This window comes from Prodigiosinella confusarubida (assembly GCF_002847015.1).
Lineage (GTDB): Bacteria > Pseudomonadota > Gammaproteobacteria > Enterobacterales > Enterobacteriaceae > Prodigiosinella > Prodigiosinella aquatilis.
Map to the genome: position 1 here is coordinate 3,546,768 of NZ_CP025085.1, position 25,228 is coordinate 3,571,995.

The 25,228-nt window shown below is 50.2% G+C and carries 23 protein-coding genes; 7 read left to right on the forward strand and 16 right to left on the reverse strand.

The genetic code is table 11. From position 1 onward, the window contains the following. Nucleotides 1–132: 132 nt before the first annotated feature. The 11 genes from CWC46_RS16185 to CWC46_RS23100 form a co-directional block, all read right to left on the reverse strand. Nucleotides 133–1,083: a 3-oxoacyl-[acyl-carrier-protein] synthase III C-terminal domain-containing protein gene (locus CWC46_RS16185; RefSeq protein ID WP_021015512.1), complete on the reverse strand. Its 951-nt coding sequence runs from the start codon at nucleotides 1,081–1,083 to the stop codon at nucleotides 133–135. A gap of 20 nt (nucleotides 1,084–1,103) precedes the next feature. Further along, nucleotides 1,104–1,793 carry a hypothetical protein gene (locus CWC46_RS16190; protein ID WP_021015511.1) on the reverse strand — a complete coding sequence of 230 codons (690 nt, stop codon included), beginning with the start codon at nucleotides 1,791–1,793 and terminating at the stop codon, nucleotides 1,104–1,106. Further along, the gene (locus CWC46_RS16195) at nucleotides 1,786–2,940 is read right to left on the reverse strand and encodes an acyl-CoA dehydrogenase family protein (RefSeq protein WP_021015510.1); all 1,155 of its coding nucleotides are present in this window, start codon (nucleotides 2,938–2,940) and stop codon (nucleotides 1,786–1,788) included. The genes CWC46_RS16190 and CWC46_RS16195 overlap by 8 nt, the downstream gene beginning before the upstream one ends. Before the next feature lie 126 nt (nucleotides 2,941–3,066). Next, entirely contained in the window at nucleotides 3,067–4,608 is a 1,542-nt protein-coding gene (locus tag CWC46_RS16200) for an AMP-binding protein (protein ID WP_021015509.1), read from the reverse strand. Further along, nucleotides 4,577–6,094 carry an AMP-binding protein gene (locus tag CWC46_RS16205; protein ID WP_021015508.1) on the reverse strand — a complete coding sequence of 506 codons (1,518 nt, stop codon included), beginning with the start codon at nucleotides 6,092–6,094 and terminating at the stop codon, nucleotides 4,577–4,579. Before CWC46_RS16205 ends, CWC46_RS16200 begins: the two co-directional genes overlap by 32 nt. Beyond that, entirely contained in the window at nucleotides 6,091–6,351 is a 261-nt protein-coding gene (locus tag CWC46_RS16210; protein WP_021015507.1) for a phosphopantetheine-binding protein, read from the reverse strand. The genes CWC46_RS16205 and CWC46_RS16210 overlap by 4 nt, the downstream gene beginning before the upstream one ends. After that, nucleotides 6,344–7,927, reverse strand: a complete 1,584-nt coding sequence (locus CWC46_RS16215) for an AMP-binding protein (protein WP_021015506.1) — start codon at nucleotides 7,925–7,927, stop codon at nucleotides 6,344–6,346. Before CWC46_RS16215 ends, CWC46_RS16210 begins: the two co-directional genes overlap by 8 nt. Further along, on the reverse strand, nucleotides 7,924–8,880 hold the full coding sequence (locus CWC46_RS16220; protein WP_021015505.1) for a 3-oxoacyl-[acyl-carrier-protein] synthase III C-terminal domain-containing protein: 957 nt from the start codon (nucleotides 8,878–8,880) through the stop codon (nucleotides 7,924–7,926). Before CWC46_RS16220 ends, CWC46_RS16215 begins: the two co-directional genes overlap by 4 nt. Beyond that, complete coding sequence (locus CWC46_RS16225; protein WP_021015504.1) at nucleotides 8,867–9,742, reverse strand: hypothetical protein; 876 nt, start codon at nucleotides 9,740–9,742, stop codon at nucleotides 8,867–8,869. The genes CWC46_RS16220 and CWC46_RS16225 overlap by 14 nt, the downstream gene beginning before the upstream one ends. A gap of 25 nt (nucleotides 9,743–9,767) precedes the next feature. Then, nucleotides 9,768–11,075 (reverse strand): alanine racemase, encoded by a 1,308-nt coding sequence (locus tag CWC46_RS16230; protein WP_021015503.1) that lies wholly within the window; start codon nucleotides 11,073–11,075, stop codon nucleotides 9,768–9,770. Continuing rightward, the gene (locus CWC46_RS23100; protein WP_021015502.1) at nucleotides 11,062–11,361 is read right to left on the reverse strand and encodes a hypothetical protein; all 300 of its coding nucleotides are present in this window, start codon (nucleotides 11,359–11,361) and stop codon (nucleotides 11,062–11,064) included. Before CWC46_RS23100 ends, CWC46_RS16230 begins: the two co-directional genes overlap by 14 nt. A gap of 375 nt (nucleotides 11,362–11,736) precedes the next feature. Here CWC46_RS23100 and CWC46_RS16235 point away from each other — a divergent pair, with 375 nt between their 5' ends. The 5 genes from CWC46_RS16235 to CWC46_RS16255 are packed head-to-tail and all read left to right on the forward strand — an operon-like array spanning nucleotide 11,737 to nucleotide 15,882. After that, a complete protein-coding gene (locus CWC46_RS16235) occupies nucleotides 11,737–12,597 on the forward strand; it encodes a hypothetical protein (protein WP_037380838.1) in 861 nt (286 codons plus the stop codon). Nucleotides 12,598–12,609: 12 nt separating this feature from the next. Continuing rightward, complete coding sequence (locus tag CWC46_RS16240; RefSeq protein WP_021015500.1) at nucleotides 12,610–12,864, forward strand: acyl carrier protein; 255 nt, start codon at nucleotides 12,610–12,612, stop codon at nucleotides 12,862–12,864. Beyond that, nucleotides 12,846–13,532, forward strand: coding sequence for an acyl-CoA dehydrogenase family protein (locus CWC46_RS16245; protein WP_246838343.1), 687 nt, complete (start codon nucleotides 12,846–12,848; stop codon nucleotides 13,530–13,532). The genes CWC46_RS16240 and CWC46_RS16245 overlap by 19 nt, the downstream gene beginning before the upstream one ends. Nucleotides 13,533–13,544: 12 nt before the next feature. Next, entirely contained in the window at nucleotides 13,545–14,903 is a 1,359-nt protein-coding gene (locus CWC46_RS16250; protein WP_021015498.1) for a multi antimicrobial extrusion protein MatE, read from the forward strand. Then, the gene (locus CWC46_RS16255) at nucleotides 14,893–15,882 is read left to right on the forward strand and encodes an alpha/beta fold hydrolase (RefSeq protein ID WP_021015497.1); all 990 of its coding nucleotides are present in this window, start codon (nucleotides 14,893–14,895) and stop codon (nucleotides 15,880–15,882) included. The genes CWC46_RS16250 and CWC46_RS16255 overlap by 11 nt, the downstream gene beginning before the upstream one ends. Nucleotides 15,883–15,898: 16 nt before the next feature. On the opposite strand, the gene CWC46_RS16260 is transcribed toward CWC46_RS16255, so the two are convergent. From CWC46_RS16260 to CWC46_RS16280, 5 genes are read right to left on the reverse strand one after another with little or no spacing between them, the layout of a single operon-like run. Continuing rightward, nucleotides 15,899–17,215 (reverse strand): sensor histidine kinase, encoded by a 1,317-nt coding sequence (locus CWC46_RS16260; protein ID WP_021015496.1) that lies wholly within the window; start codon nucleotides 17,213–17,215, stop codon nucleotides 15,899–15,901. Continuing rightward, nucleotides 17,215–18,666, reverse strand: a complete 1,452-nt coding sequence (locus CWC46_RS16265) for a sigma-54-dependent transcriptional regulator (protein WP_021015495.1) — start codon at nucleotides 18,664–18,666, stop codon at nucleotides 17,215–17,217. Before CWC46_RS16265 ends, CWC46_RS16260 begins: the two co-directional genes overlap by 1 nt. A gap of 37 nt (nucleotides 18,667–18,703) precedes the next feature. After that, nucleotides 18,704–21,136: an ADOP family duplicated permease gene (locus CWC46_RS16270; RefSeq protein WP_021015494.1), complete on the reverse strand. Its 2,433-nt coding sequence runs from the start codon at nucleotides 21,134–21,136 to the stop codon at nucleotides 18,704–18,706. 10 nt (nucleotides 21,137–21,146) lie between these two features. Then, nucleotides 21,147–21,854 carry an ABC transporter ATP-binding protein gene (locus CWC46_RS16275; RefSeq protein WP_021015493.1) on the reverse strand — a complete coding sequence of 236 codons (708 nt, stop codon included), beginning with the start codon at nucleotides 21,852–21,854 and terminating at the stop codon, nucleotides 21,147–21,149. 12 nt (nucleotides 21,855–21,866) lie between these two features. Further along, nucleotides 21,867–23,135, reverse strand: a complete 1,269-nt coding sequence (locus CWC46_RS16280) for an efflux RND transporter periplasmic adaptor subunit (protein WP_157831380.1) — start codon at nucleotides 23,133–23,135, stop codon at nucleotides 21,867–21,869. A gap of 347 nt (nucleotides 23,136–23,482) precedes the next feature. On the opposite strand from CWC46_RS16280, the gene CWC46_RS16285 reads away from it, so the two are divergent. Together CWC46_RS16285 and mepS are read left to right on the forward strand one after the other, a co-directional pair. Continuing rightward, nucleotides 23,483–24,199 (forward strand): phosphatase PAP2 family protein, encoded by a 717-nt coding sequence (locus tag CWC46_RS16285; protein WP_037380833.1) that lies wholly within the window; start codon nucleotides 23,483–23,485, stop codon nucleotides 24,197–24,199. 398 nt (nucleotides 24,200–24,597) lie between these two features. Next, on the forward strand, nucleotides 24,598–25,170 hold the full coding sequence (gene mepS, locus CWC46_RS16290; protein WP_021015490.1) for a bifunctional murein DD-endopeptidase/murein LD-carboxypeptidase: 573 nt from the start codon (nucleotides 24,598–24,600) through the stop codon (nucleotides 25,168–25,170). Nucleotides 25,171–25,228 lie beyond the last annotated feature (58 nt).

Consider the following 25,228-nt stretch of genomic DNA (forward strand, 5'->3'; position numbering starts at 1 on the left):
GTTTTTGACAATTGATTGAAATTGCACTCTGTTGAGAATAATCAAGCACCTGCCATCAGCCGACGGCGATTCGCTGATGCGGGTTTCCCCCACCGTTATCCGTTCGCTAGCGGCGGTGTTTTACTGGCATGATCACGGTTTCCAGTGCTGCAAATGGCATTCGATCACGGCGGATGACGCGGTTGCGCCCAGCCCGACGCTGATGAGCATCACCTTGTCACCTTCAGCCAGGCGGCCTTCGGCGATCAAGCGCATTAAATTGATGAAGGGATCAGCCCCGAAACAGTGTCCATAGCGGGGAACATTATCGAGGAAGACCAGATCGGCAGGAAACATCATATTCTTGCCGATTTCTTTCCACGAAGAGCGGTTAACATTATGGGGAACCAGATATTTTATCGCTGACATATCCATCCCACTTTTCGTCAGACTGGTCGTAATATGATGCTGGACGAAATCAAAATAGCATTGCTGAAAAAGTGTCGGATCATGTTCCTGACGATGACCACTATTAATGCTGAAACGCCCGTCGCGCGTGGTAGTGGTCTGTAACACATTAAGCTGCCTGCCAGTGCGAGTGATCAAAACGGCGCAGGCGGCCTCGCCCATAATCGTCGTCGCAGGGATCAGCTGTACCCACTGATGGAAGGCTTTTTCTGCAATCAACACAATCGCGCTCTCACCCTCTTCCAGCAGGGTCGCCGTTTGTTCCAGTGCTACCAATCCGGTAGCGCAGTGACTCATGGTATAACTGGCGCACTCTGTGGTTGGACCAAAAAAATGGTTTACCAGCCCAGCCAGCGGCGAATCGTTAAACGGGGAGATCGTGGGGATAGTATGGCAATGGACGCACAGCTTCAGCCGGCCGACCAGATCAGGATGACGATCGACGATACCCGACAGAGCTGGCGCAATCAGCGCGGCCAGCGGCTGGTCATCATCATGGGGAAACTGCTTTAGGCCATAAAAACGTTCGAACATTTTGCCATCAATTTTCGACAAGCCCAATTGCTCAACAGCCTGTGCGATAGTCTGAATTTTAGGGGCGAAGGCAACCTCGATATCCACAATATTAAGCAACATTTACCGCGCTCCCGATCGCGTTATGCTGCCGCGACATAATGCTGACTGAGGATACTGTCTTGCTGTCCGTGCTCACCGGGTAAACGCAACGTCAACGCCGCCGCCCGCGGTTTATCGGTCAACCACTCGTCAAGCGTCTCTGAGGCCGGATGATCGGCAGATGGCTGTCGTATCCAGCGCCACCCGCCGGTAGTCAGGATTTTACCCGGATGAGTGAACAACAGATAATCAACCCGATTGGCGAAAGTGTCAGAAGATGAGGAAAAACGGGACAGCGCATCAACGATCAGCAAACAATCCTGCTCAGCCGTGACCATCGCGCCGGCTAATTGCAAATGGCTCCATGTCAATCCGCTGTCATCCATCTTCAGCCCCAGCACTTCATTGAAATGGCCCGCGTTATAGAGGAGTTCAGGCAATAACGGTGTTTTGCAATCCGGTGAAGGCAAGCGATGCAGATAAATCAGTGACAGCGCGCCACGAGTGGTCAGTTGTCGACAAAATGTGGTTACGCTCTGATGGTGTTTGGCTTCCGGCCATTCGCCACCGGCAGAGTAGGAGGCGATGCGCAGCTGGCCGGGGTCCGGCTGGGGGTTTAGCGAGAACCAACAATGTAACAACGCGATATCATCCTCTTCAGCATTACGCCACACCGAAGATACGGGTAGTGTTCCTGCCGCCCCGATCCATAGCTCATCACATTTACCCATTGATTTTATTCTCCCGGAACACCCCGCAGGCATTGAGGAAATGGATATTCCGCGTCCCCTCGGTGTACTCAAAGCCTTTAATATCACGCATCAGTTTTCTCAACTGCGGGTCGAAGAGAACAGCCCCCGCCTCACAACGGTGAACGGCCTGTTCCGCTACCGATTCTGCCGTACTGGTGGCCATCGCTTTTGCCAGACCAATTTGTCGGCTGATGGTTTCTCCACGATCCACCCGTTCCGTGCAGTGGATTAATTGCCCTAATGCCGCCGCCAGTCGCCGCTGCGCCTGCTGTAACCATTCCCGGTGGCGAGACGGCGTAAGCAGTCCGGCTTGTTGAACATGATCCACGATGGCGCGGGCCACGCCCAGTGATAGCGAACCGACGCAGGGACGCAGACTGTCAAACGTATTCATGGCCGCGGCGGAAAAACGCTGGACCGGGCGCAGATGTCGGCCGATCAGGGCATCATCATCCAGCCACATATCATCAAATACCAGATGTGAGATATTACTTCCCGGCACACCGAGGACTGGAAGTCGGGTGGCGGAAAAACCCGATACGTTACGGGGTTCGAACAGAAAGAGGTTAATCCCCAAAGGCCCGTCATTGCTGCGGGCAAATACCACACCGATATCCGCGTTTATCCCATTGCCGATAAAATATTTTTCCCCACGGATCAACCATCCGCCATCCACCTTAATAGCCCGGGTCGTCATCTCGCCGGCATCAGTGCCGTGCATGGGCTCACTCATGGCGAAACAGCTCCAGCAGAGTCGTTGGCGAAAATGGGAAAAAAAACGCTCCTGCTCTTCAGCATTACCAATAGTTTGTAGAACAAAACCCGACATGCCCGGATTCGGACAGGAAAAAATAAGATTGGGTTCGACATACCCCAGCGCTTCGTAAAATAAACACCGTTGTGAAACCGTTAATTCATAAATAACGTCACCGTTACTCAGCACCAATGGTGTGGGATTATATTTCTCCGGCAGTCCCAGGCGGTTAATTTGTGGCGCCAACACATAATTCACGGTTGCCAGATAATTATCCGGATCTTGCTCAATAAGTTGACCAATAGAACGCCCTGATGCCAGCGAAGATAAAGCCAACTCTCTTAACGCCATTTGCGGCACGCTCAACTTCATGGTTTCTCCCATTAAAAACAGCAAGATATCTGTAGTGTCATCTGCTAATGAATTCAGTCAGGCTGATTATTACTGTCAGCCGCATCACTGATTTACCCCTGCTTGCATGACGTTAGTGTCTTTCATTCAGGACAGGCTACCCTGACGTTGATAGTTTTGCTGCCAGTATTGCAGTAACGCCTGATGATCAATTTTGCCATTCAGACTCAGCGGCAGCTGTTGCAGATAATGGAGGGACGTCGGCACCATATATTTGGGCAGGTGTTCACTAATATGACGTACAAAACCCTGCCGCTGTTCGGGCGTATCCTCATGTAGTTGCAGAAACATAATCACGTCAGCCAGTTTATTGTGCTGATAAACCGGTACGGCGGCCGCCTGGTTTACCGGCGGGTAGCGGCAGGCTACCGCTTCAATTTCCGCCAGTTCCACTCGGTTACCATGCCACTTGACCTGGCGGTCTATCCGGCCCTTTAACCACAGCTCGCCATGTTCATTGACGAAACCGTAGTCGCCGGTGCGGTAGAAACGCCTATCGTCATGACCACCGAAAGCGACATTTTTCGGATGCGATTCGGGTAAATATCCCAAGCCGACCTGTTCACCGTAAATCACCACTTCCCCGACCTCCCCAATGGGAAGCGGCTCACCACGATCATTTTCGATGCCAATCACGTTATTGCCACGGGGTTTGCCTAGTGGCAACAGTGTGTGTTCGCCGTCAGACAATCGCTCGATAGGGTGAAGATGTGTGAGGCAAGCAGTTTCCGTCGGCCCATAACCGTGCATCACCCGCACCTGTGGAAAGCGCTGATGGATTTTGCCAATCAGCTGTGGCGAGACAAATTCACCCCCGACGATCACCAGCTGTAAATGCGCCAAAACCTGCTGGTTGAACTGGGGATCCAGACACATGATCTCCAGAAAACTTGGCGTTGAAAACCAGCTGGTTACCGGCGCCGCTGTCTGGCATCTCATTAGATTGAGGTTCTGGCGTGGCATCGCATTATGCGCGTGACATAACATAATCACCGGTTTCGCCAGCGCGAGGCTGGTAAACAGATCGAGCAGACCCATATCAAAGGAGAGACGCGCATGATTGAGATGTGCGCCGGTAGGGGCTTCAATCAACATGATCTCACGATACCAGGCGTAAAAGGCGCCAAACTGCGCATAGCCAATCTTGACGCCTTTCGGCAAACCAGTGCTGCCGGACGTTGACAGCACATAAAAAATCGGATTATCCGCAGGCGGCTGCCACGCTGTCAGTTGGCAATCACTGTCGGGCAATAACGCCAGCGCCACTATCGGGTAGTGAGTGATCGCGTCATCGCCGACAGGCTGCGAAGCCACACGCCCATCCAGGATCAGGTCGGTTTGATAAATCTCGGCCATTCTTACCACTCTGGACAGCGGATTGGCGGAATCCGCTACAGTAAACGCGATACCGCAATAGGCGCAGGCAATCAATGCCGAGAGGGTATCCAGTTCTTTATGGCCAAGGACCAACACCCGTGCCGGCTTTAGCTGCTGTAAAACATCAACGATGGCCTGCACACGTCCGGCAACCTGCCGGCAACTGAACTGCCCATCCGGCGATATGATAGCAATGGTGTCACCCGATTGATCAAGATGACTAACGATCGCCTGCATCATTGACGAAAACATAATATTTTCCTTCACGGGTGGCCGACTCGCTTACCGCCTTGCGGTCGAGTTTACTGTTGAGGTTAAGAGACTGATGGGTAATGGCATACCAGCGTTTGGGGATCATATAGGGCGGAAAATGACGGCACATCGCCTGCCCCATCGCGGCAAAATCAGGCGGGTCATCACTCAATACAAAAGCGCTGATCCCCTGTAAGGTATCCCGGCGGTACCAGGGTTCGATAAAGGCTTCGCGTACCTGATCCAGGCTACGTAAATACCCTTCGATTTCATTAAGTTCGATACGGTAACCTTGTAGTTTTATTTCCCGATCAGTACGTCCCCAGAAATAAAACCAATGTTGACATACCGATCCCAGATCACCGGTGTGATAACCCCGAACTCCCGCCGCATCAATGAAGTAACGCGCCTGTTGCTGTGGCGTGGCGTTGAGGTAGCCGACACCGACCGAGCGGCCTTTGATGACCATTTCACCCCGTTCCGCCGCGGCGGGCGCAATCTCGATGGCGGTTCCCGGACGCACGCTGCCGAGTGGTAACGGTAATGTGTCCGTCAGGTGCTTTGGCTGAATATCAACGTGCGTTACCGCCACGGTGCATTCCGTCGGACCATAGGTATTGGTGATTCGGCATCCGGGAAAACGTTGCCACAGCTCACTGACCAAGGCTTTCGACAACACTTCCCCACAAAAAATGAAGTGTGTCAGATGTGGCAGGGATACGGCGGAGAACATTTTGTCATTCAGGTAGTAACGCGTGATGGTGGGGGTGGACACCCAGGTCACCGTGCGGTAAGCGGCATGACGACTAATGTATTTACGGGTATTAATGAATTCCCGGTGATCCAGTGCAGAAAGGGGTTGCAGATTAAGCCAGGCCAGCCACAGCTCGAACAGAGAGACATCAAAACAGTAACGAATATTGCCACTCACCGCGCCATTCAGTACAAACTCCTCCGCCAGCCAACCGACAAAGTCACTCACATTGTCATAACTGACCGCAATGCCTTTTGGCAAACCCGTGGTGCCGGAGGAGAACATAATATACATGGTGGCTGACGGCGGCACCTGCCGTAGCGCCAGCACGGGCTGCGCCTGACGACGGGCGACCAGCGCAACCGGCCACCAGGGGACTTCCTTTTGCGTCAGATGAGCTGCATCAGCGGTGGCATTCAGTACCAGTTGCACACCAGCCCCTGCCACCACCTGCGTCAACCTGGCGGTAGAATTGTCGGTTTCCGCTGGTACGAATGCCCTGCCGGCGAGAATGCAGGCCCAGACAGCAATAAGATAACGTTTATCTTTGTGTCCGTAGATCATCACCGCGCCATCGCCCTGCGCAATCAGCTGTCGGCTCAAGTCATTGGCGAGAAAATAGAGTTCGTCATAACGCAGATCGCCATCAATATGATGGTAGGCGGCGGTTTGACAGTGCCGAAAACGCTGAAATATCGCCCACAATGCGGGTTGTCCCTGCACGATACTCATGAGGCCTCGGTAATCATTAATCCATTGATATAACGGGCGATCGAGCTAACGGTTTCAAAATGTTTGATATCCAGCGATGCCGGATCAAGATGCAACCCGTCAATCGCATCTTCCAGATACATGATCAATTCAATATACAAGCCGCTGTCGAACCCCAGATCGCGCTCAATCTGGATACTGCTGTGCAGTTCTGCGGTATCGTCGATATCCATCACTTGGGCAATGGCGTCAATAACCAAGCGTTCGTAGCTATCCATTCTTCACTCCTGACGATATGGTTGAATCCGGTGGGTCGAGGCTTAAGGCTTTTAGCGCCAGCCGATCGATTTTACTGTTACTGTTTTTAGGAAGATGTTGGGTGAAATAAAAGCGGTGCGGAACCATGTAGGCTTCCATCCGTGTTTTGCACCACTCTTTAATTTGCTGGTGGTGGGTCGTGGCGGCTGACGCTATTTCTATCCACGCCACAATTTCATCGCCGTAAACCGGATGGGGCAAACCTATCACCGCGACCTGGCTGACGTTATAGAAGCCAGCCAGCACCGACTCTACCTCACGCGGAGCGACTTTCTCGCCACAGACATTGAGTACGTCATCCAGCCGGCTGACGAAATAAAGATAGCCCTCTTCATCCAGACGGCAGATATCGCCGGTATACAGTACCCGCTCGCCGGGAAGCGGCCCGGGCTTTAATTTTTCATCGGTTTTCTCCGGATTATTCCAATAGCCGAGCATCACCGTCGCGCCCCGGATCACCAGCTCGCCGGTGGCATTGCGTCGATGTGCGCGTCCCTGCGGGTCAACCACCCACATTTCAGTATTGGGAATAGCCTTCCCGACGCTTTGCTTACGGGTTTCCAGCATGGCGGGCTCAAGATACGTACAGCGATGACATTCGGTCAGTCCGTACATTGAGAACAGTTGGGCCTGACTGAATATTTCGCCAATTTTATCGATGTCAGCGGGATTTAACGCCGCGGCGGTATTGGTAATCAGGCGTAGCGAGGAGAAATCAAAACGCCTGGCCAAGGGTACGATCAGGCTCAGCATGGTCGGCACCAAAGGAAATACCGTCGCCTGCTGCTTCACCAGGCGATGCAGCGCAAACAGCGGCTGCGCAAACGATGTTTCAATAATCAGCGTGGCGCCGATCAGTGCCGACATAATCACCTGATGCAGGCCATAGTCGAAACTTAACGGGATGGCGCAAAAAATTCTGTCACTTTCCACCAAGTGCAAATAGCTGGCGACCGACTGCGATGCGGCAATCATATTCAGTTGTGTCAACATGACGCCTTTGGGTTTTCCGGTTGACCCGGAAGTGTAAATAATCGCCGCCAGATCCTGGCTCAATCGCTTTCCCGGCAATGCTGGTGCACCATTTGAGGCCAGAATAGCGGTTAACTGTGAGCACGGACGTTCACTCGGGCCATTGAACAATAGGGTTGGCAGCCGGCGCATCTGTTCACCGGCCAGCGCAAGTTCACTCTCCAGCGCCGCATCAGTAATAATCAGGCTGGCGGCGCAATCATCACTGATCCACGCCAGCTTTTCCGCCCGGGTATCGGGGTGTATCGGCACATAAACGGCACCGATATATTGAACCGCCCAGAAACAGCGGATCAATTCCGGGCTGTTTGCCATCCAGACCATCACCCGGTCCCCACGCTGGATATTCTGCTCAACCAGCCAGGTCACGATCTTTAACGCGTCGTTCCGCAATTGTGCGTAGCTGATTTCGCTATTGTTACCGATGACGGCGATACTCTCCGGCTGCGTTTCCGCGCTGACATCAAGATATTGACTGAGTACCTGATAATTCATTTGCATCATGCTGCCTCCTGTCGACGCAATACCATGGCGCTGAACGTACCGGCCACTCCGGCGGCGACAGCCAGCATCCGGCCTTGTGGCTTAACAGCCGCAGGGTTGTGCATCACATCATGTAAGTTGATAAAGGCATCGCCACAGAAGCAGTGACCAAGCCGGTAGAGGTTGTCGCGCATCACGCAGTTTCGGTCCAGGCCAAGTCGGTCAGCAATGCGATCGAAAGTGGACGGACTCATATGATATGGCAGCACGGTTTCAATCATCGGTGCGCTGATACGGGCCGCCGCCATTGCCCGCTCAATGGCGGACATCATGGTGGGCATGAAATCATGGTCATAACGGTTCTCAACCTGGCGATCGGTGATTACCGTGCGACTACCGAGTCCGCCAATCATCGCCCATCCCATGCCTTCAATGACACTGCCGCCCGCATCAGCGGCGCGGCTTACCAGCACGGCACTGCACCCTTCACCAAACACGCCGTTCTGATCAACATACTGCACCGTTTGATGGAAACACTTGTCACCGGTTAACAGCACAGCGAAACCTGCCGACGCATCGGCTGCGGGCAATATTCGCTGTAGCAGCGCCAGTCCGGCAAACGAGGAGGCACAGGAGTTCTGCGTTACCGATAATACCTCCACGCTGGCAGGCAAATGTTCGGCCACGACGGTGCGGAGCACATCGGCATCGAAGGGATACGTGCTGTGCAGTGAATGCGCATAGGCAACATGGGTGATCTGCTGTCGTTTTTCCGGGTGACGGGCCAATAATCGAGCCAGGCATTCACTCAACATCCAGGATAATGCCAGATCGGGAAACAGGCAGGCGGATTCCAGCTTATGAAAGCGGCTGAAAATTTTCTGGTTTCGCTCTCCCCACTGATAGTGCTGTTGCAGCGTCGATAACGCCGTCAATTGCGGGTTAATCAGTGTCGCAATATCAATGATGTTCATCGACGTCCTCCAGTGAGAATGCCAGCACATGGCAATTATTATGTCGATGACAGGTCAGCAATAGGGTCTCTGCCACTGGCTTTTCCGCCTGAAGTACGCTGGCCAGTTCAAAGAAAGGCGCGGCGCACAGTAACGCCGGCTGCGGGGTGAGCATGGCAGTGAATGCCATCGCTGAGTGACGCTGCGGCTCAGCAGTGATCAACAGTGTGCTTTCCGGCTTGATAGCGTGTTGTTTTAGCTGTGCCGCAAAATACGCGGGGGTGTTTTCATCATCCCCACACTGCTGCCAGCGGGCTTTCAACCGACAGCGACCCGCTTGACGTTGAAATAACAACGCTGCGCCACAGTCCTTACCCGCCAGACGATCCAGCGTGGGTGACTCATGCATCAGCAGATGTTGATCAGCGATCAGCAACAGTGCTTTACCCTGCGTGGCGGGAAGATAGCGATCGATTAACTCCAGCGCGGTAAACGGAGCCGCCAGCCCACAGTCGCTTACCGCGAACGCGAACGCCTGGCTGGCATGACATTGATGCAGGATAAAATTGGTGACAGAACATCCCATTAACGCATCAGGCGTCCAGTGGGCCAGTATCACCACATCCAGATCGCTCAGTTCCACTTCCGGTTGCAGGCGTGAGATCAGCGCGCCGGCGATGTCGGTAAACGTGACACGTGACTCGCCCTCAATCCATGCCTGCGCACGGCTACTGGTCGCGTGCCACGGTCGGTCGTTAGCCTGATAAAACGCCTGTAGCCACGCGTCGACCACCTCCACGCGATCAGTTGCCGGTAAGGAAAACGTCTCCTGATCGGTAAAAGTCAGGCAATGGATGTGGGCGCTATCCAGATAAAGATCCATAGTTACGCTCTGTCGTTGCAAACCGTCAGGGTTGCGGAATCGCAAGTTCGACCGGTTGTTGCTGATTCAGCATATGTGCCACACCATCCGGTTTGCGGATCTGCGTCGCCCGATCACCATCAACCAGAATTTCTGCCGGATAACCAAAACTGAGAAAATAAACCGGGGAAGCCGTTGGTCCATAGGCACCAGAATTGAACACACCAATCAGGTCGCCAACCGCCAATCTGGGTAGTGTGACCGTATCAGCGATGATATCGGTCGGCGTACACAGCGGGCCGGAAAGCGTATAGGTTTGCATCGCACCTTCCTGCCTGGCAGCCAAACGCCGCACCGGGAAGTTTTTGCGAATGACCGACCCCAATCCCGCCGCGGCCCCGTGGCAGTTAGAACCACCGTCACAAATAGCAAACGTTGATCCTTTGGAATCTTTAAGATAACGGACTCGCGTAACGAAAATTCCCGCTCGGGCAATCATGTAACGGCCCAGCTCCATCATCAGTTGCATCTGTGGGAACTGTTGTCGAAACGCCGCCAGGAGCGGCGCCAGACTGTAGCCGAGAGCAGCCAGATCGAGCGGCTGCTCCTTGGCGTAGTAAGGCACACCCAGGCCACCACCGATATCAACAAATTGCAGCGGGAAAGACAGTTGCTGCTGAATCTTCTCCGCCAGTACCAGAATGTTGCGGGTGTTACTGGCAATCGCCTCAGCATCCAGAATGCGTGTGCCAAGATAAATATGAATCCCGACCATTTTCAGATGTGGATAGTGATGCAGGCACGATAGCTCAGCCAGTGCCTGGGATTCATCAATACCGAATTGCCGAGGTTTGCCGCTCATCACCAGCCGGGCTTTCTCGGTGCTGAAATCCGGGTTGATACGCAACATGAAGGTTTGCTGACGGTCCGCTTCGGCAGCGATGTCATTGAGCTGCCGCAGTTCCGCCAGAGATTCCACCACTACCGCTTTAATCCCTAACGCCACACAACGGCGTAGCTCTTGCGGCGATTTGGCTGGCCCGACAAAAATGATTTGCTGTGGCGTGGCGCCCGCTGCCAGCGCCATTTCCAATTCGGCGGCGGAACAGACCTCACAGCCGACGTCATATTGTCTGATAATTTTTATCAGTGACACATTCGGATTGGCTTTTAAGGAATAAAAGTAATTTAATTCTGCTGGCAATGTTTCTGTTAGTGTTTTTAGGTCATGTCGTATTTGATTGGCACTGTATATATAACATGGTGTCCCGGTTACCTGAACCAGCGCGTCGAAATTCAGTTTCTCAATACCATTCTGATGAATGAATGCTGTCTGGTAATTAAAGCGGTGCATGCTGAATACTCTCTGCGAGGTAGTGACTGAGAGAATTAATATTGAGGAAATTACCCAGGAATTCACCATCCATCTTTTCAAATAGATCAAATTCTCTACCGATAATTTTTTCAATACGTTCATTTAATCCAGCAATCAGCTCAACTAATTTCACGGAGTCGAGCACGCCAGAAAAACCATAAAGCTCACGACCGGAAAGCACCAGACTTATTCTGTGGTCATCTAACCCCAACTTTTCTAACTCTACTGTTATTATTGATACAATCTCATTTATGATGAGTGACATGATCTCTCCATCCAATAAAAACTCGCCAAATATCCGCGAGAATAAATCAGTAAGCTGTGGCAGATTTCTGCATAGTAATAGGGTGTTTTTTCATAATGTTGACTAGAATTGTAAATATGGATTAAAAAATAGAAAAAGTATCACTCAGCAATTTCAGGCAAATCCCGTTAAAAAAAATGCATAATTTACTTCCTATCAAGACATTGTGCCCGTAGGTTCACGGTAATATTACGGTAATATTAGTGCCCCGTGTTGACTTGCCATCATGTCGCCAGCGTTAGTTAATAACCAATATCTGGACAGCGGCTTATGCTCTTCATAAAGGACATTCAGTGTAGCCAACCCACTAGCTACCGTTGCAGGCCCTTACGGGAATTGGCAGAAAGTCATCAGCTTTCCGATAAAGAAATCAAGATTTATCAACGTATTTACCAACTGGACAGCGTGTCGATGATCGAGAAAAGTCATTTTGATATGCATCTTGAAACCTTATCGGAATTAGTGTCCAGGCATCCGTCACTGCGCAACAAAAAAGGTTATTTGATCTTTACCAAGACCCAGACGCACAATACGTTTTTCGATGATGAGTGGCTGAAAAATCTGGCTAATGCATGTGGTCTGACGCGCTGGACGACGTTTACACTCAGCCTGAATCATTGCGCTTCCGCATTAAGCGCGGTGCATTTGATTCGACAACTTCACACTACGGATTTTGATGGCGTGGCAATTATTCTGAGTGGCGAAAAAAGTTTCTCTCCTTACTTTAATAAAATGCCAGTGGGGTTATTAGGTGAAATGTCTGCCGCCTGTTTACTCAGCAGTAAAATAGGGAAATGGCAAATTACTGCATCAAAAGTGACACATATTAACCAGTATTATAAGAATCCAGAAAACACTACCGTGCAAGAAAGAAATGAAATGCGAAATGTCTTTTATGACCAATTGGTGACATTTCTTTCTTCTGATTCAATAAGGGATAACCCTCCCGACGTAGTGATTTCATATAATTTAAACCGGCCATTACTATCCCGTCTCACTTTGGATATGGATTGGGAGGATAAACTTGATTTATCCCATATTGGTAAATATGGCCACACCTTTTGTTCAGATGTATTTTTTAATTTACAGATGATCACGGAACATCGCGATTTTAATTCAGCACTATTATTTTCGGCAGGGATGGGAATTACATTCTCCTCGCTGAATATTTTAAAACACACCGCAACCTTTAATTAGTGAGATGACAATATGGCAATTTTAGACGCAATCAAACTGGCTCTGGATGAAGTGTTAGATGGTGAGCCTGTTGTGCTGACTGACACCACGCGCTTTGATGAGGATTTGGATCTCGACTCCGTCAGCTTTGTCCAGTTCTTGTTGACACTGGAGGATAATATCGATGGATTGATGTTTGACCCTGATCAGATCAGCCAACAATCATTTAATACTGTCGGCACACTGGTCGCCTATATTGAATCCTACACTTGCACAGCCCAACAATGATGACGCTTTCCTCTCAACACGTTGAGCAAGCGCTGCACTGTGGACGCACGGCGCAACCGGCGGAAATATTAAGTCAGCTCACTTTATGGATAACGGGCAGCCAGGGTTATCTGGCCAGTAACGGTGTCGCGCTGTATTCCCTTCAGCCTCCGTTGCCGCTGTTACAGGGTGATGGTTCGGCGGTGGCGGATACAGCGTTGACGACATTGGCTGATGATCGGCTGCTGAATTACCTGGGACTGGCAGTAGCACAAGTCGCCACCAGTCAACCCGGCACCCCACAACAGTCTCTGCTAGTGGCGGCGCTACGACTCGGGCTGGCGGCAAAAATCCTCGACATGTCCTATACGCACCTTAATCAGCGGCAAAGTTTCGGACAAAAAACCACCCGGCATCAGCTGATCAAGGCCAGCTTCTCTGAAATATACGCCGACATCACTCAACTGAAATTTCAGTTGATCTTGCGTCTTGAAGAGGGCGATTTCACCGGCCTTGAGCAGGAACACTATGCGATCACACAGCTCACCAATAAAGCGGAAAAACTCATGGGCGGGCATGGTTTTCTGCTGGGTAACAGTCATACGCTGAGCCATTTTTCGATGTTGCTCTATAGCGCTTCGGGAAAAACAGGCAACGATACCTGGCATCAGCCGGCCCCCGTGATGTGAGGAAACCGTTTTATGACAACGTCCAAACAACCCGCACTTTATGCCGCGGAATATCCACGACAGAGTGATTTAAGACAAGTTGTCACCTTGGCCTGGCCAATGATCTTAACGGCCGTGGTGGTTTCACTGTCACAAAACGGCCAGATCTGGATTCTGGGTAACAATAGCGCCGGTAATGATGCACTGTACCTGCTTTCCATGTTACAGCCGTTTCATTTTCTATTTATTGCCTTGCTTGAATGCCTGACGATTACGAATCAGATCTTCAGCGCCCGTTCCACGCAGCACTGGCCGCGCCGCAACGTAATAAACAGTACACTGCTTTTCGCTCTGGTCGGCGCGCTGTTTCTGGCATTAATTGCACTAGGCAGTTGGCTATTCGCCGCCCCACTGCAACATCTTTATGTCAGTAACAATACCCGGTTATTCAACACGATTTTGCCGGTTTATATGCTATCGCTGATTCCTTTTCTGATCTTTGAACTCAGCAATGCCGCACTGCGTGGGCAAAGTAAAAGCAAATCCAGTATGACGTTTATTATTGGTTTTATTCTGATCAATTTTATCAGTTGCTATATTGGTTTTAACTATTATCACCTTGGTTTCTCTGCTGTTATTTACTCCAATCTGATCGCGGCGCTGCTGCTGCTGCCGTGCTCATATATCACTATGATGAAAACGGTTTCTCAAGGCGAACGCGCTCAGGCAAGGACCTATTTACCCCGACTGCTGGCGATCACCGCCGATGCTGGCGTGCCAATTTTTCTGTCAATGATGCTGGCTTTCGCCAGTTCAGCGGTCATCTTTCCCTTACTCAGTAAGTCAGGTCTCGGCTATGCCACCGGTTTTCTGATTGTGGTCAAACTACGCACTTTCTTTATTATTCCCGCCGTGGCTATCGGTTCCGCCATCGCTATCTGCGTAAACCAAAAGCTGTCCAACAGCGCCACATCCGCCACGTTGAGCCGAATCCTCAGTAAAGGACTGGGTTGGATCGCCCTCAGCTACCTGGTTTTTACCCTGCTCGCCTTTTTCAGCCAACACCTGTTGGTCGATCTGCTGGCGGGTAGCGAAGAGATCCGCAAAACCGCCTATCTGATAATGGCATGGCTGCTACCCACTTTTTTCATGACATCACTGGTGGCAAGCATACAAACCATTCTGGAGCAATTAGGTCGAGGTAAACGGGTTCTGCTAGTGACGTTTGTGATGGAAGCCTTGTTGATAATGGCGGTGTTACTGGCCGACGGTGGACAGAATATTCACCGGCTGATTAACATCATCCTGGTTTTTAATCTTCTCTATTTGACCGTGTTTGTTTACGAGTACTACCTGCTGGTCAAAAAGATGGGAAAACTGAATGCTGTATGATCTCTGTTACCCATTATTGAAACTGGCCGCGGTGGCCCATTACCGCTACAACCATTGTCTGGTCAAATTGAAACGTCGCCCCAGCCTGCTGCTGAAAACGCAGATTACGCCGGAAACGCATTACGGCCACACTTGCCGCAGATTACGGCAGGTGGATATCACCATTCTGAACAGGATTTCACCGCATCGTGCCGTTGATTATGCCATCGCGCTGTTCGAACACCCGCACCGAATGCCCTGTAAAAACAGCGATCTGCTTTATCTTCAATCCTTGAATAAGGATTCTCTGGTGTTCGCCGGCCAACAGATCACCGTTTACCGGTCAGGGCCGGGATCCCACCAGCGCGTGCTGTTGGTACATGGCTGGGAGGGGCACAGTGTGATGTTTCGTCCGCTGGCTGAAAAACTGGTCGCTCAAGGTTATGAGGTGATTGCACCCGATCTGTTGGCACACGGCAATTCAGCCGGCGAGCGCTGTTCTTTCTATGATCTGGTGCAATTGCTGCTCATGCTGGGTAATCACTACGGTCCTTTCAAGACGGTTATTGGTCACTCATTCGGTGGTACTGCCGCAACCCTGGCGAAATGGAAAGGGCTAGACTGCCATCAACTGGTGAATATCAGCAGTCCAGACTCTTTTGCCTGTCTGCTGGATGCCTGGATTGACTATCACCGGGTTCCCTCTTCGTTACGCACTCAATTGGCAGAAGAGTACCATCAACGCTATGGCCTGCATCCTGATCTTATCTCCACCACATCCTGGAAGGCTATCCCTGTTCCCACGTTGATTTGCCATGATCGTGATGACAGTAATATAGACTTGCATCAGGCTTACAATATGGTCAGCGCTTTTCCCGACAGCCAGCTGTTTCTGACCTCGGGCCTGGGACATCGAGGCATACTGAAGGACCACGCCCTTCACCAACGTATCATCACGTTTATGCACGAAGGAAAAGAAAGCAGCGTTAACACGGAGTGAATGCAATGGAACCACTCTACACGGGAAGCGTAATACTCACCTTACATCCGGTTCTGTCCCGACGATTTTCCAGACTGAAATAACCACCGTGTAATTCCACAATTTGCCGCGAAAGCATCAGACCGATACCACTACCATTTTTCTTCGTACTGTAAAAAGGGACAAACAAATTGTCTCGGTTGCCAATACCATGCCCCTCATCGAGCACGTCGAGATGAAATTTGTTCTCTTTAATCTGCCAGCCTAATGTCACCACACCGTCGATCTCGTCAGTCATCGACTCATCCGCATTTTTCAGAATATTGATCATCAACTGTTCTATTTGTACCGCATCAATATTGATCATCGCCCGGCCTGAATCATGAAGCACTATTTTACGGTGCTCGAAAAGCGGCAACAGATTACGAATCAATTCACCCGCATCCTGTAATGACTTTTCGGGTTTGGGTAAAGAGGCCAACTTCCGATAACTTTCGACAAAGCTTCTCAGGTTATTGGCTCTTTCATGAATAATCTGTAATCCATCACGAATGTCCTGGTACTCTTCCTTCTCTTCCGTGGGGATCAATGACGTCAATACCTGGCTGAGTGAAGCGATCGGGGTCAAGGTATTATTAATCTCATGGCTCATGACGCGCAGTAGATTTCTCCAGGCCCGATACTCTTCCTCACGCAGTAACTGACTGACATCCGTAATAAACAACAACCGCTGGCGCAATCCGTCTTCAAAGTAGCTGTCATGCCCAATCTTGAATCTCCCGTGACGCTCTGGAAAATTCCATTCAATAACACTGTTTTCCGGCTGCTCAAATAGCGGTTTAAACGGCAGTGATTCCAGAGATTGTCCCTGTATGGTCTGAGGCGTGGTGTTAAGCAGTTTTGCCGCGGTGTTATTGAGAAAAGCCACTTCACCCTGATTATTGATAGCCACAATGGCCACATCAATATTATTAATCACGGTTTTAACCAGGTACTGCTGTTGCTTCACCGTCAAGCGTTGCTGCTGCATTGAAGAGGCCAGTTCATTGATCATGTCAATCAACCCATTCAAGGCGCTGTTTTTTTTCTGCTGCTTACCACGTAAGCTGAAATCATTGTGCGTGATGGCTTCAATTAAATTCATCAGCGTGGCTATCTGATAATGCAGGGATTGACGGGTCATGAGCACACAATAACCAATAGAGACACAGAGCATTAGCGCCACCAGCGCCACCAGATAACCGGAGAATCCATTCCAGATCATCAGAGCGATCACGCCAATGGCCGAGGGTAATGACGCCAACAGTATCAGCCAGCGCTGTAACGCTTCTAGCGAGCTCCAGGCTATATTCATCAGCTATTCTTTTTTAACCTGCGATAAAATGCGCTGCGGCTCAGGCCTAAAGACTCGGCGGCTTCAATGACATTCCCATCGAACTCCCGCAGACGCTGCTGAAGCGCCATCTGTTCAATATCGTCCAATGTTTGCCACGTACCCTCATCATCCAAATCCACTGCCGCAGAGATTCCGGGCAGATTATCCGCGCAGGTTGGCTCACACGGTAATCGGCTATCGGCGTTGTTAGGCGTGAAATCCATGGACAGTACCATTTTCAACAATGGTACATCCAGCGTCCCGGCCCGGCTAAGCAGTACGGCCCGCTCCAGAATATGATTAAGCTCGCGGATATTTCCCGGCCATGGATATTGTTGCAACAATTCCAGCGCTTCAGACGTCAGCACCAGCACCGGTTTGCGGTATTTTTCGGCAAATGCCGCCATCATTCCTTGTGCCAACGGACCAATATCCTCCGGTCTTTCACGTAACGCTGGCACGCGAAATTCAAAGGTGTTCAACCGGTAGTAGAGATCACGGCGAAACGAGCCATTGGCGATCATGGTATCGAAGTCTGCATTGGTGGCGGCAATAATGCGGACATCAGCGAACTGCGTCTTACTGGCCCCAACTTTTTCGAACTGCCGTTCCTCCAGCATTCTCAAGAGTTTGACCTGCTGATTCAGCGGCGTGTTACCTATTTCATCGAGGAAAAGCGTGCCGCCATCCGCCAGTTCAAAACGGCCGATACGCTGCTGTTTGGCATCAGTAAACGCCCCTTTGACATGCCCGAACATTTCACTTTCAAACAGACTGTCAGGAATACACCCCATGTTGACCGAAACATAGCTCATCTCACGTCGCATCGAACGCTGATGAATATAACTCGCCAGCATACTTTTACCGGTGCCATTTTCGCCAGTCAGCAAAATACTGGCATCGCTTGGAATCACCTGGTCGAGCAGGTTTAACAGCTCCTGCATCGCCCTGGAGCAGGCAACAATGTTCTTCTGTAGGCACGGATGCAGTTGCTCCTGCAACAACGTATTCTGTTGCAGGAGCGAACGCTGTTTTTTTATGCCTTCCACCAATTGTAGCTGGGTATTGAGCACATGAACCAGACGCTCATTTTCCCAGGGCTTCTGAATAAAATCAGCGGCGCCATTTTTCATGGCGTCAACAGCAATATCTATCGAGCCCCAACCGCTCATGACGACCACGGGAAGATCGGCATCAATCTGCCGGATACTCTCAATCAGAGACAACCCCTCCTGACCCGAGGTTGTGTCACGCTGGTAGTTGAGATCAACCAGCGCAATATCCGGTGTTCCCTGGCGTACCTGGGTTAACACCTCTTCCGGCTGGGTTGCGGTAATCACCTCAAACTGATGCACTTTCAACATCAGTTTGAGTGTACTAAGGATGATGGCATCATCGTCGGCGACCAGAACCCGGTATCTTTTGCCCATACTTTATGTTCTCAGCCTTTTTTCATCTATAGCGCAGTTATTGATGTCGCAGGGCATCCATTGGACTGGTCTGCACTGCACGTTTTGCTGGTAACAGGATGGCGAACGTGACAACCAGACCAATCATCAATGATGTGATGGAAAACAGCATCATCATACCAATGCCGGGATACCCGAAGGTGACCAGGATCATCGGACTGATGGCACCAATGACCGGCACGCTAATCACTAATCCCAATACCAGTTGCCACCATCCTTGCCGCATAATCAGCGCGATAATATCGCCTCTGGTTGCGCCCAGGGCGCGACGGGTGCCAAACTCCTGATAACGCTGATTAATCGTTTTCGCCATCACACCATAGATGCCACTGCCCGCCAGCAATACCGCCATTATACCGAAAATGTTAAACAAAATAGAGATATAGCTTAACCCGGAGGTGTTACGGTCTATCACTTCCTGTAACGTTTTCTCCTGATATACCGGCAGTTGAGCATCAATGCTGCTGACGGCATGTCGAATCACATTGCTCAGGTTCTCATGCGGTACGCCGGTAACCACCACGGATATCTGCTCCTGGGGAACCTGAAGCATGGAACGGTAGACGGAAGGCATCCACTGGCTATGACCAAAAGGCCGGCCCTGAATCACATGCGGTATGACTCCTACCACCGTGTACCATGCATGATCTTCGCCATCGATCCAGCGGATACGTTTACCGACCACGTCTTTTTCATCTGGCCAGTAACGCTGGGCGAATGAGCGGGTTATCACTACCACCTTTTGCGATTGAGCATCATCATTCTGTGTCAGCAACCGGCCCTCTTCCGGCATAATTCCCAACGCGCTCAGCGAGGATGGATAAACAACCACATCGTTGGCTCGGGGGAACTGATTACGGTTGGATCGCGTGAAGCTACTACCTTCCAGTTCAATACTGCTGGCCGAGGTGAATTCCCCGGGAAGGCGGCTCATCAGCCCCGCTTGCACGACCCCGGGCTGGGTTTTCAAATCGCTCACTAAACGGTTAAAGAAATTCACTTTGCTGGCGTCATCAGGGTAATTAATCGGCGGCAGACTCACCTTTGCCGTCCAGACATTATTACTGTCCACGCCATAGTCAATTTTCGCAGCCTGAGCGACCACCAAAGCAAGTAGCACCCCCACGCAGAGCACCGAACTGGAGAGCGCCACTTCAAAAATCACCAGCCCGCGACTGATGCGACTACTATTACGGCTTTGAGCGCCGCGTGTACCATCCCGTAGCGCATCGTTGACATTACTGTGCACAATTTTCCAGGCAGGCAGCGCCCCGGTAATAATACTGGCAATAACCACCAGAATCAGGGCCTTCACCACCACATCGGTATCAATGCCGAGTTGCCACCAGAACGGCGGTTTATCCGGCACAACAGAGGTAATCAGACTGCCGGTTAATGAAATACCCCAGCCAGCCAGCAGCAGCCCCACAACGCCACCAGCGCAGCAAAGAATGACACTCTCCCACATCATCTGCATCACTACGCGTAACGGCGGAGCGCCATGCGCCACACGAATAGCGGTTTCTTTACTACGCTCAATCGCTCTGACCAGCAGCATGTTGCCAACGTTGCAACACGCCAGCAGCAACACCAGCAGCACCGCCAGTAACATCACCAGAAAGATCGGTTTTGAATCTTCCCCCATGAAACTGTCCATAAAGGTGATGGCAAAAGCGGAATGCCCACCGTTGATTTCAGGAAAGCGCTGCTCACGCCCGGCCATGATATTTTTCAGTTCAACGTCCACATCAGCCAGCGTAAAACCTGGTTTGATCTTGGCGAAAACCTGGACCTTCGGTGCATTTTCGACCGTAATATGCGCAGGATTCAACGTGGTGGGCAGCCAGATTTGATTATTCATCGGGAAGGCATACCCCTTTGGCATGACGCCGATGATTTGGGTACTGACACCATTCACCAGCAGCGACTGAGCGAGAATATCCTGACGTCCGCCAAAATAGTTCTGCCATAGCGCATACCCGATCACCGCCACAGGATTAGCGCCTTCGCCTGCATCCTGTTGGTTGAACAACCGGCCTTTAGCGGCCTGAACACCAGTAAAAGGGAAAAAATCGGGCCCTGAACGAATGGCAATATAGCGTGATGCCTGACCGTCGAGATTAATGTTCGCGACATCGCCATAATAGTAGCCCACCTGCTCCAAACGCTTGCTGTGCGCTTTGATATCAAGATAGTCCATAAAGCTGATAGGAGAGTCGCCCAGCCGCACATCGTTAATACTGGGGCTGATCATGACCATCCGATCGCCGTCCTTAAACGGCAACGGCTTGAGAACCAGGCTGTTAATAATGGAATACATGTAGATGCATAATCCCAGCCCGACGGCCATGATTAATATAGTGAACAGTGAAAAACCGGGCCGTTTCAATAACAGACGGCAGGCATAGCGAAAATCGAACAGAGTGGACATAAAACGCTCCTCAGGCCAGGCACATCGAGTTTCGCAACAGTCGATCATCAATGACCATACCATCAAAAATTTCAATCTGTCGCAGCGCCCTTGCCGCCGAACGAGCATCATGAGTCACCATGCAAATGGTCGAGCCCGTTTGGTGTAACTGATCAAACAGCGCGATTACCGCATCGGCGTTTTTGGAATCCAGATTACCGGTTGGTTCGTCCGCCAATACCAGCGTCGGGTTACCAACAATGGCGCGGGCCACCGCAACACGCTGCTGCTGACCACCAGAAAGCTGGGCTGGAAAGTGTTTACCGCGATGCTTCATATCTACTTTTTCCAATGCCGCCTGCGCCATCGATTTCATCTCTTTCTTATGCATTCCTTTGCGGTAGGTCAGCGGCAACATGACATTCTCTTCTACCGTCAGGTCGCTAATCAGATTAAATGACTGGAAAACGAATCCGATTTCCTGATTGCGGATCACCGCCTGCTGTTTCGCGTTGAGGTGGCCCACATCAATACCGTTAATTTTATATTCGCCTTCACTGGGTTTATCGAGCAAACCAAGGATAGACAGTAATGTCGATTTGCCACAACCAGAGGGACCGGAAATGGAAATGTATTCACCTTTATTAATAGTGAAACAGATGTCGCTCAGTGCATGCGTTTCCATCTCCTCGGTATAAAACACTTTTTTAATGCTTTTTAACTCTACAATTGCTGACATACACTTATCCTCTTAACGAGTAATGCTAATCTGTTCGACATGCTCCCACGCATGATAACTGGATAAAACAATCCTATCCGCAACCGTCAGTCCGCTACTGATGGCAATTTCATCCGCTGAACCTTTGCCAAATACCACCTGGACCTTTTTGGCGCTTTTGCCATCAGCGGAAAGTTTATAGACAATGCCTGGCATATTATTCTGCGCATATAGTGGCCTGGGGACATAAAGTATATTGGTCAGGCGGGCGACCTGTATCGAACCTTCAATACTTAAGTCAGGCCGGGCTTCATCTGGCAGTGGACCGGTTAATTCGACATCAACCAGCACTGTGCCATTAATGACTGAGGGATCAATACGAGAAACGTTGCCCTGAATATTGTGGATCTGCGTATTGATAGTGACCGACTGGCCGAGGGCCACATCACGGATTTGTCGTTCGGGCACTTTCAACTCAGCTATCAGCTGATCTTTGCGTGCCACACGGGCGATGTTGTAACCAGTGCTGATACGCTGTCCCACTTCAAGATTTATCGTCTGAATGACACCAGATTCTGTTGCCCGCACCGTTAGTGAACGAATTTGTGACTCTGAACGAGCCAGCATGTTTTTCAATTTACTCACGCGGGCATAGTTCGCATCCATATCTGCTTTCTGCGCAACTTTCAGTTTTTCCAACTGTAGACGGGTGAGATCCAGACTCTGTTTGTTTTGCTGCGTTGCCAGTTTGGAACGGCGGTAAACCAGCATGGATACCGAACCATTATTACGTTTATTTAAAATTTCAGCGGCATCATATTCCAGCTTCGCATGTTCATATTTTTGTCTGGCATCGACAATTGCCACCTGTGCGCCCAGCAGATTACTCTCATGCCGACTCTCAAGCGCTTTGGTATCCGCTTCCTTCGCCGCCAATTCCCAACGTAACTCTTCAGTAGCCTGCACCAAGTCCGGATTAACCATTTCGGCTATCACATCACCGGTATTAACAAATGCACCCGCTTTCACTTTTACTGACTCAACACGACCATCCACATTGGCGGCAATCCAGCTGATATTTCGGGGAATCAGCGAGCCATTACCTCGCACTTCTACCACCATATCGCCTCTCTTGACTGCGCCGATCAGCAGACTGGATGCGCTGACTTTATATCCGTCGGGGGTATAGCTCAGTGCATAGAAACTGGCGATGGCAATCACAATCAACAATGAAGTTGCCATTGCCACTCGCTTGATAGTGAATTTGCTGGTTTTACGCTGAACATCCATCGTCTTTTTCACTTAATTATTATTTGATTCAGACCAGCATCAAGCAGCATTCATGCCAATTATCATCTCATTGATATTTATGCATTTTATATTTAAAGACAACTAAATTCCCATTTCTGACAACACACTACAGATACAAATGGGACGAGTTCCAGAATATGGGACACAGACTTTACGCGTGACAGGGATGCTGATTTAACAGGAATGCAGCCCGGCATTACCGCGTCTCACCAGATAAGAAATATGACAGTAATATGTCATTAATATGGCGGAAATATGGCAAGAAATGATCATGCCGGCAATACTGAAATAGGTATTATTCGCTATCAACGAGCATTACAAAAATGTTATTAATTCCTATGTCAAAACGTAATCTTTTACTTATCTTGCTGTTAAATAGTGTGGGTATTATTCTGTTCTTTTCCTGGTATTTACCCATGAACCATGGATTCTGGTTTGTTATAGATAAAAATACCTTTTTCTATTTCAATCAGCATCTGGTCACCAGCCCTGTATTTCTTAAACTGGTGGCGCTTACCAACAACCGAGCCTTTGATGGGTGCTCCCTATTAGCTATGGGGTTATTGTATCTGTCCCTCTATGTAGCACGCGACTCGAATGGTCGGCGCCATATGTTGACAATCGGGGTGGTCATGCTGCTGACAGCGTTGGTACTGAACCAACTGGGACATGCACTCCCGGTACAACATGCCAGTCCTACGCTGTATTTCGATGGTATCAATCGTGTCAGTGAACTGACCGGTTTTCCGACCAAAGACAGTTCCAGCGACAGTTTTCCTGGCGACCACGGTATGATGCTGATGGTTTTTTCCGCCTTTATGCTGCGCTATTTTGGCGGTAAAGCGTTCGCAATAAGTCTGCTCATCACCGTCGTATTCTCTTTGCCACGAGTCATGATCGGTGCCCACTGGCTGACGGACATCATTGTCGGTTCTCTTTCCATCGTTTTAGTGGGATTGAGTTGGTGGTTATTAACCCCCGCCAGCGACCTCCTGATCGAAGCGATTGAACGTCGCTTACCCAGCCAGACCTCTTCGAGTACCACCACAAACTAGCCCTTTTACTTCATCTATTTTTACCTTCAGCCGTAGCGGACATCTTTCTCACTGCTACGGCGCTCATGCCAATCGACAATTTTTTGTGCTGTGTTATCAGCTCGAAATATCTGCGCTATATCTTGCGTGGGGGGAAGGGATTTCATCATGAAATCATATAAATGAAATAAGCAAAAATACTCGCAATCTGTTTTCCAATACGGTAGGCTCATCGCGGCATACTATTTTTATGCACTTATCTGCTCAGTTGAGGGAATTATGTGCTGTATTGCACAGTTTGGCAGATCGGTAATTGTCCTATAAATAGTAGTGCTTTACGCTGAATCCCGTTTTTGTTTGGCATTAACACACATAACGATTGGTATTATCGTTAAGGACATCAAGGGAATATAATCGTAATGGTCAAATCTCAACCGATTTTGAGATATATCTGGCGGGCGATGCCAGCGATTGCAGTGGCCATGGTGCTCACTGCCTGTACTAACAACAATGCGAACCTGAATGCACAAACTGATAGGCATGTGGTTAATGGGGACCCTTCACTACAAGCCTCTCAGGATGAATTTGAAGCAATGGTTCAGAATCTGGATATTAAATCCAGACTACTTAACCAATATGCTAGTTGGAAAGGCGTTCGTTACCGTTTAGGCGGTGACAGCAAGCGCGGTATCGACTGTTCAGCTTTCGTACAGCGCACATTCCGTGAACAGTTTGGTATGGATCTGCCTCGGTCCACTTATGAACAACAGGAAGTCGGTAAAAAAATTCAACGCAGCAAATTACGCGTTGGCGATCTTGTGTTATTCCGTGCTGGCTCGACGGGCCGCCATGTCGGCATCTATCTCGGTAACCGGCAATTTGTCCACGCCTCCACCAGCAGTGGTGTGATGATTTCCAGCATGGATGAAAGTTACTGGAATCGCCGTTATCAGGAAGGGCGACGGGTTCTTAATAGAGATCCACAGAGTTAACGCTGTTTTCATTCCCTGTTCTGATGCCAAACGAAGTGAAACGCCGCTACCTCAACAG

Bases quoted from the DNA above. Each gene is read 5' to 3' on its own strand.
- CWC46_RS16225 (WP_021015504.1), bottom strand. From the start codon at position 9,742: ATGGATCTTTATCTGGATAGCGCCCACATCCATTGCCTGACTTTTACC.
- CWC46_RS16285 (WP_037380833.1), top strand. From the start codon at position 23,483: ATGTCAAAACGTAATCTTTTACTTATCTTGCTGTTAAATAGTGTGGGT.
- CWC46_RS16200 (WP_021015509.1), bottom strand. From the start codon at position 4,608: ATGTTTTCGTCAATGATGCAGGCGATCGTTAGTCATCTTGATCAATCG.
- CWC46_RS16195 (WP_021015510.1), bottom strand. From the start codon at position 2,940: ATGAAGTTGAGCGTGCCGCAAATGGCGTTAAGAGAGTTGGCTTTATCT.
- CWC46_RS16240 (WP_021015500.1), top strand. From the start codon at position 12,610: ATGGCAATTTTAGACGCAATCAAACTGGCTCTGGATGAAGTGTTAGAT.
- CWC46_RS16190 (WP_021015511.1), bottom strand. From the start codon at position 1,793: ATGGGTAAATGTGATGAGCTATGGATCGGGGCGGCAGGAACACTACCC.
- CWC46_RS16230 (WP_021015503.1), bottom strand. From the start codon at position 11,075: ATGCACCGCTTTAATTACCAGACAGCATTCATTCATCAGAATGGTATT.
- CWC46_RS16265 (WP_021015495.1), bottom strand. From the start codon at position 18,666: ATGGGCAAAAGATACCGGGTTCTGGTCGCCGACGATGATGCCATCATC.
- CWC46_RS16255 (WP_021015497.1), top strand. From the start codon at position 14,893: ATGCTGTATGATCTCTGTTACCCATTATTGAAACTGGCCGCGGTGGCC.
- CWC46_RS16205 (WP_021015508.1), bottom strand. From the start codon at position 6,094: ATGAGTATCGTGCAGGGACAACCCGCATTGTGGGCGATATTTCAGCGT.
- CWC46_RS16275 (WP_021015493.1), bottom strand. From the start codon at position 21,854: ATGTCAGCAATTGTAGAGTTAAAAAGCATTAAAAAAGTGTTTTATACC.
- CWC46_RS16220 (WP_021015505.1), bottom strand. From the start codon at position 8,880: ATGAACATCATTGATATTGCGACACTGATTAACCCGCAATTGACGGCG.
- CWC46_RS23100 (WP_021015502.1), bottom strand. From the start codon at position 11,361: ATGTCACTCATCATAAATGAGATTGTATCAATAATAACAGTAGAGTTA.
- mepS (WP_021015490.1), top strand. From the start codon at position 24,598: ATGGTCAAATCTCAACCGATTTTGAGATATATCTGGCGGGCGATGCCA.
- CWC46_RS16215 (WP_021015506.1), bottom strand. From the start codon at position 7,927: ATGATGCAAATGAATTATCAGGTACTCAGTCAATATCTTGATGTCAGC.
- CWC46_RS16270 (WP_021015494.1), bottom strand. From the start codon at position 21,136: ATGTCCACTCTGTTCGATTTTCGCTATGCCTGCCGTCTGTTATTGAAA.
- CWC46_RS16210 (WP_021015507.1), bottom strand. From the start codon at position 6,351: ATGGATAGCTACGAACGCTTGGTTATTGACGCCATTGCCCAAGTGATG.
- CWC46_RS16185 (WP_021015512.1), bottom strand. From the start codon at position 1,083: ATGTTGCTTAATATTGTGGATATCGAGGTTGCCTTCGCCCCTAAAATT.
- CWC46_RS16260 (WP_021015496.1), bottom strand. From the start codon at position 17,215: ATGAATATAGCCTGGAGCTCGCTAGAAGCGTTACAGCGCTGGCTGATA.
- CWC46_RS16250 (WP_021015498.1), top strand. From the start codon at position 13,545: ATGACAACGTCCAAACAACCCGCACTTTATGCCGCGGAATATCCACGA.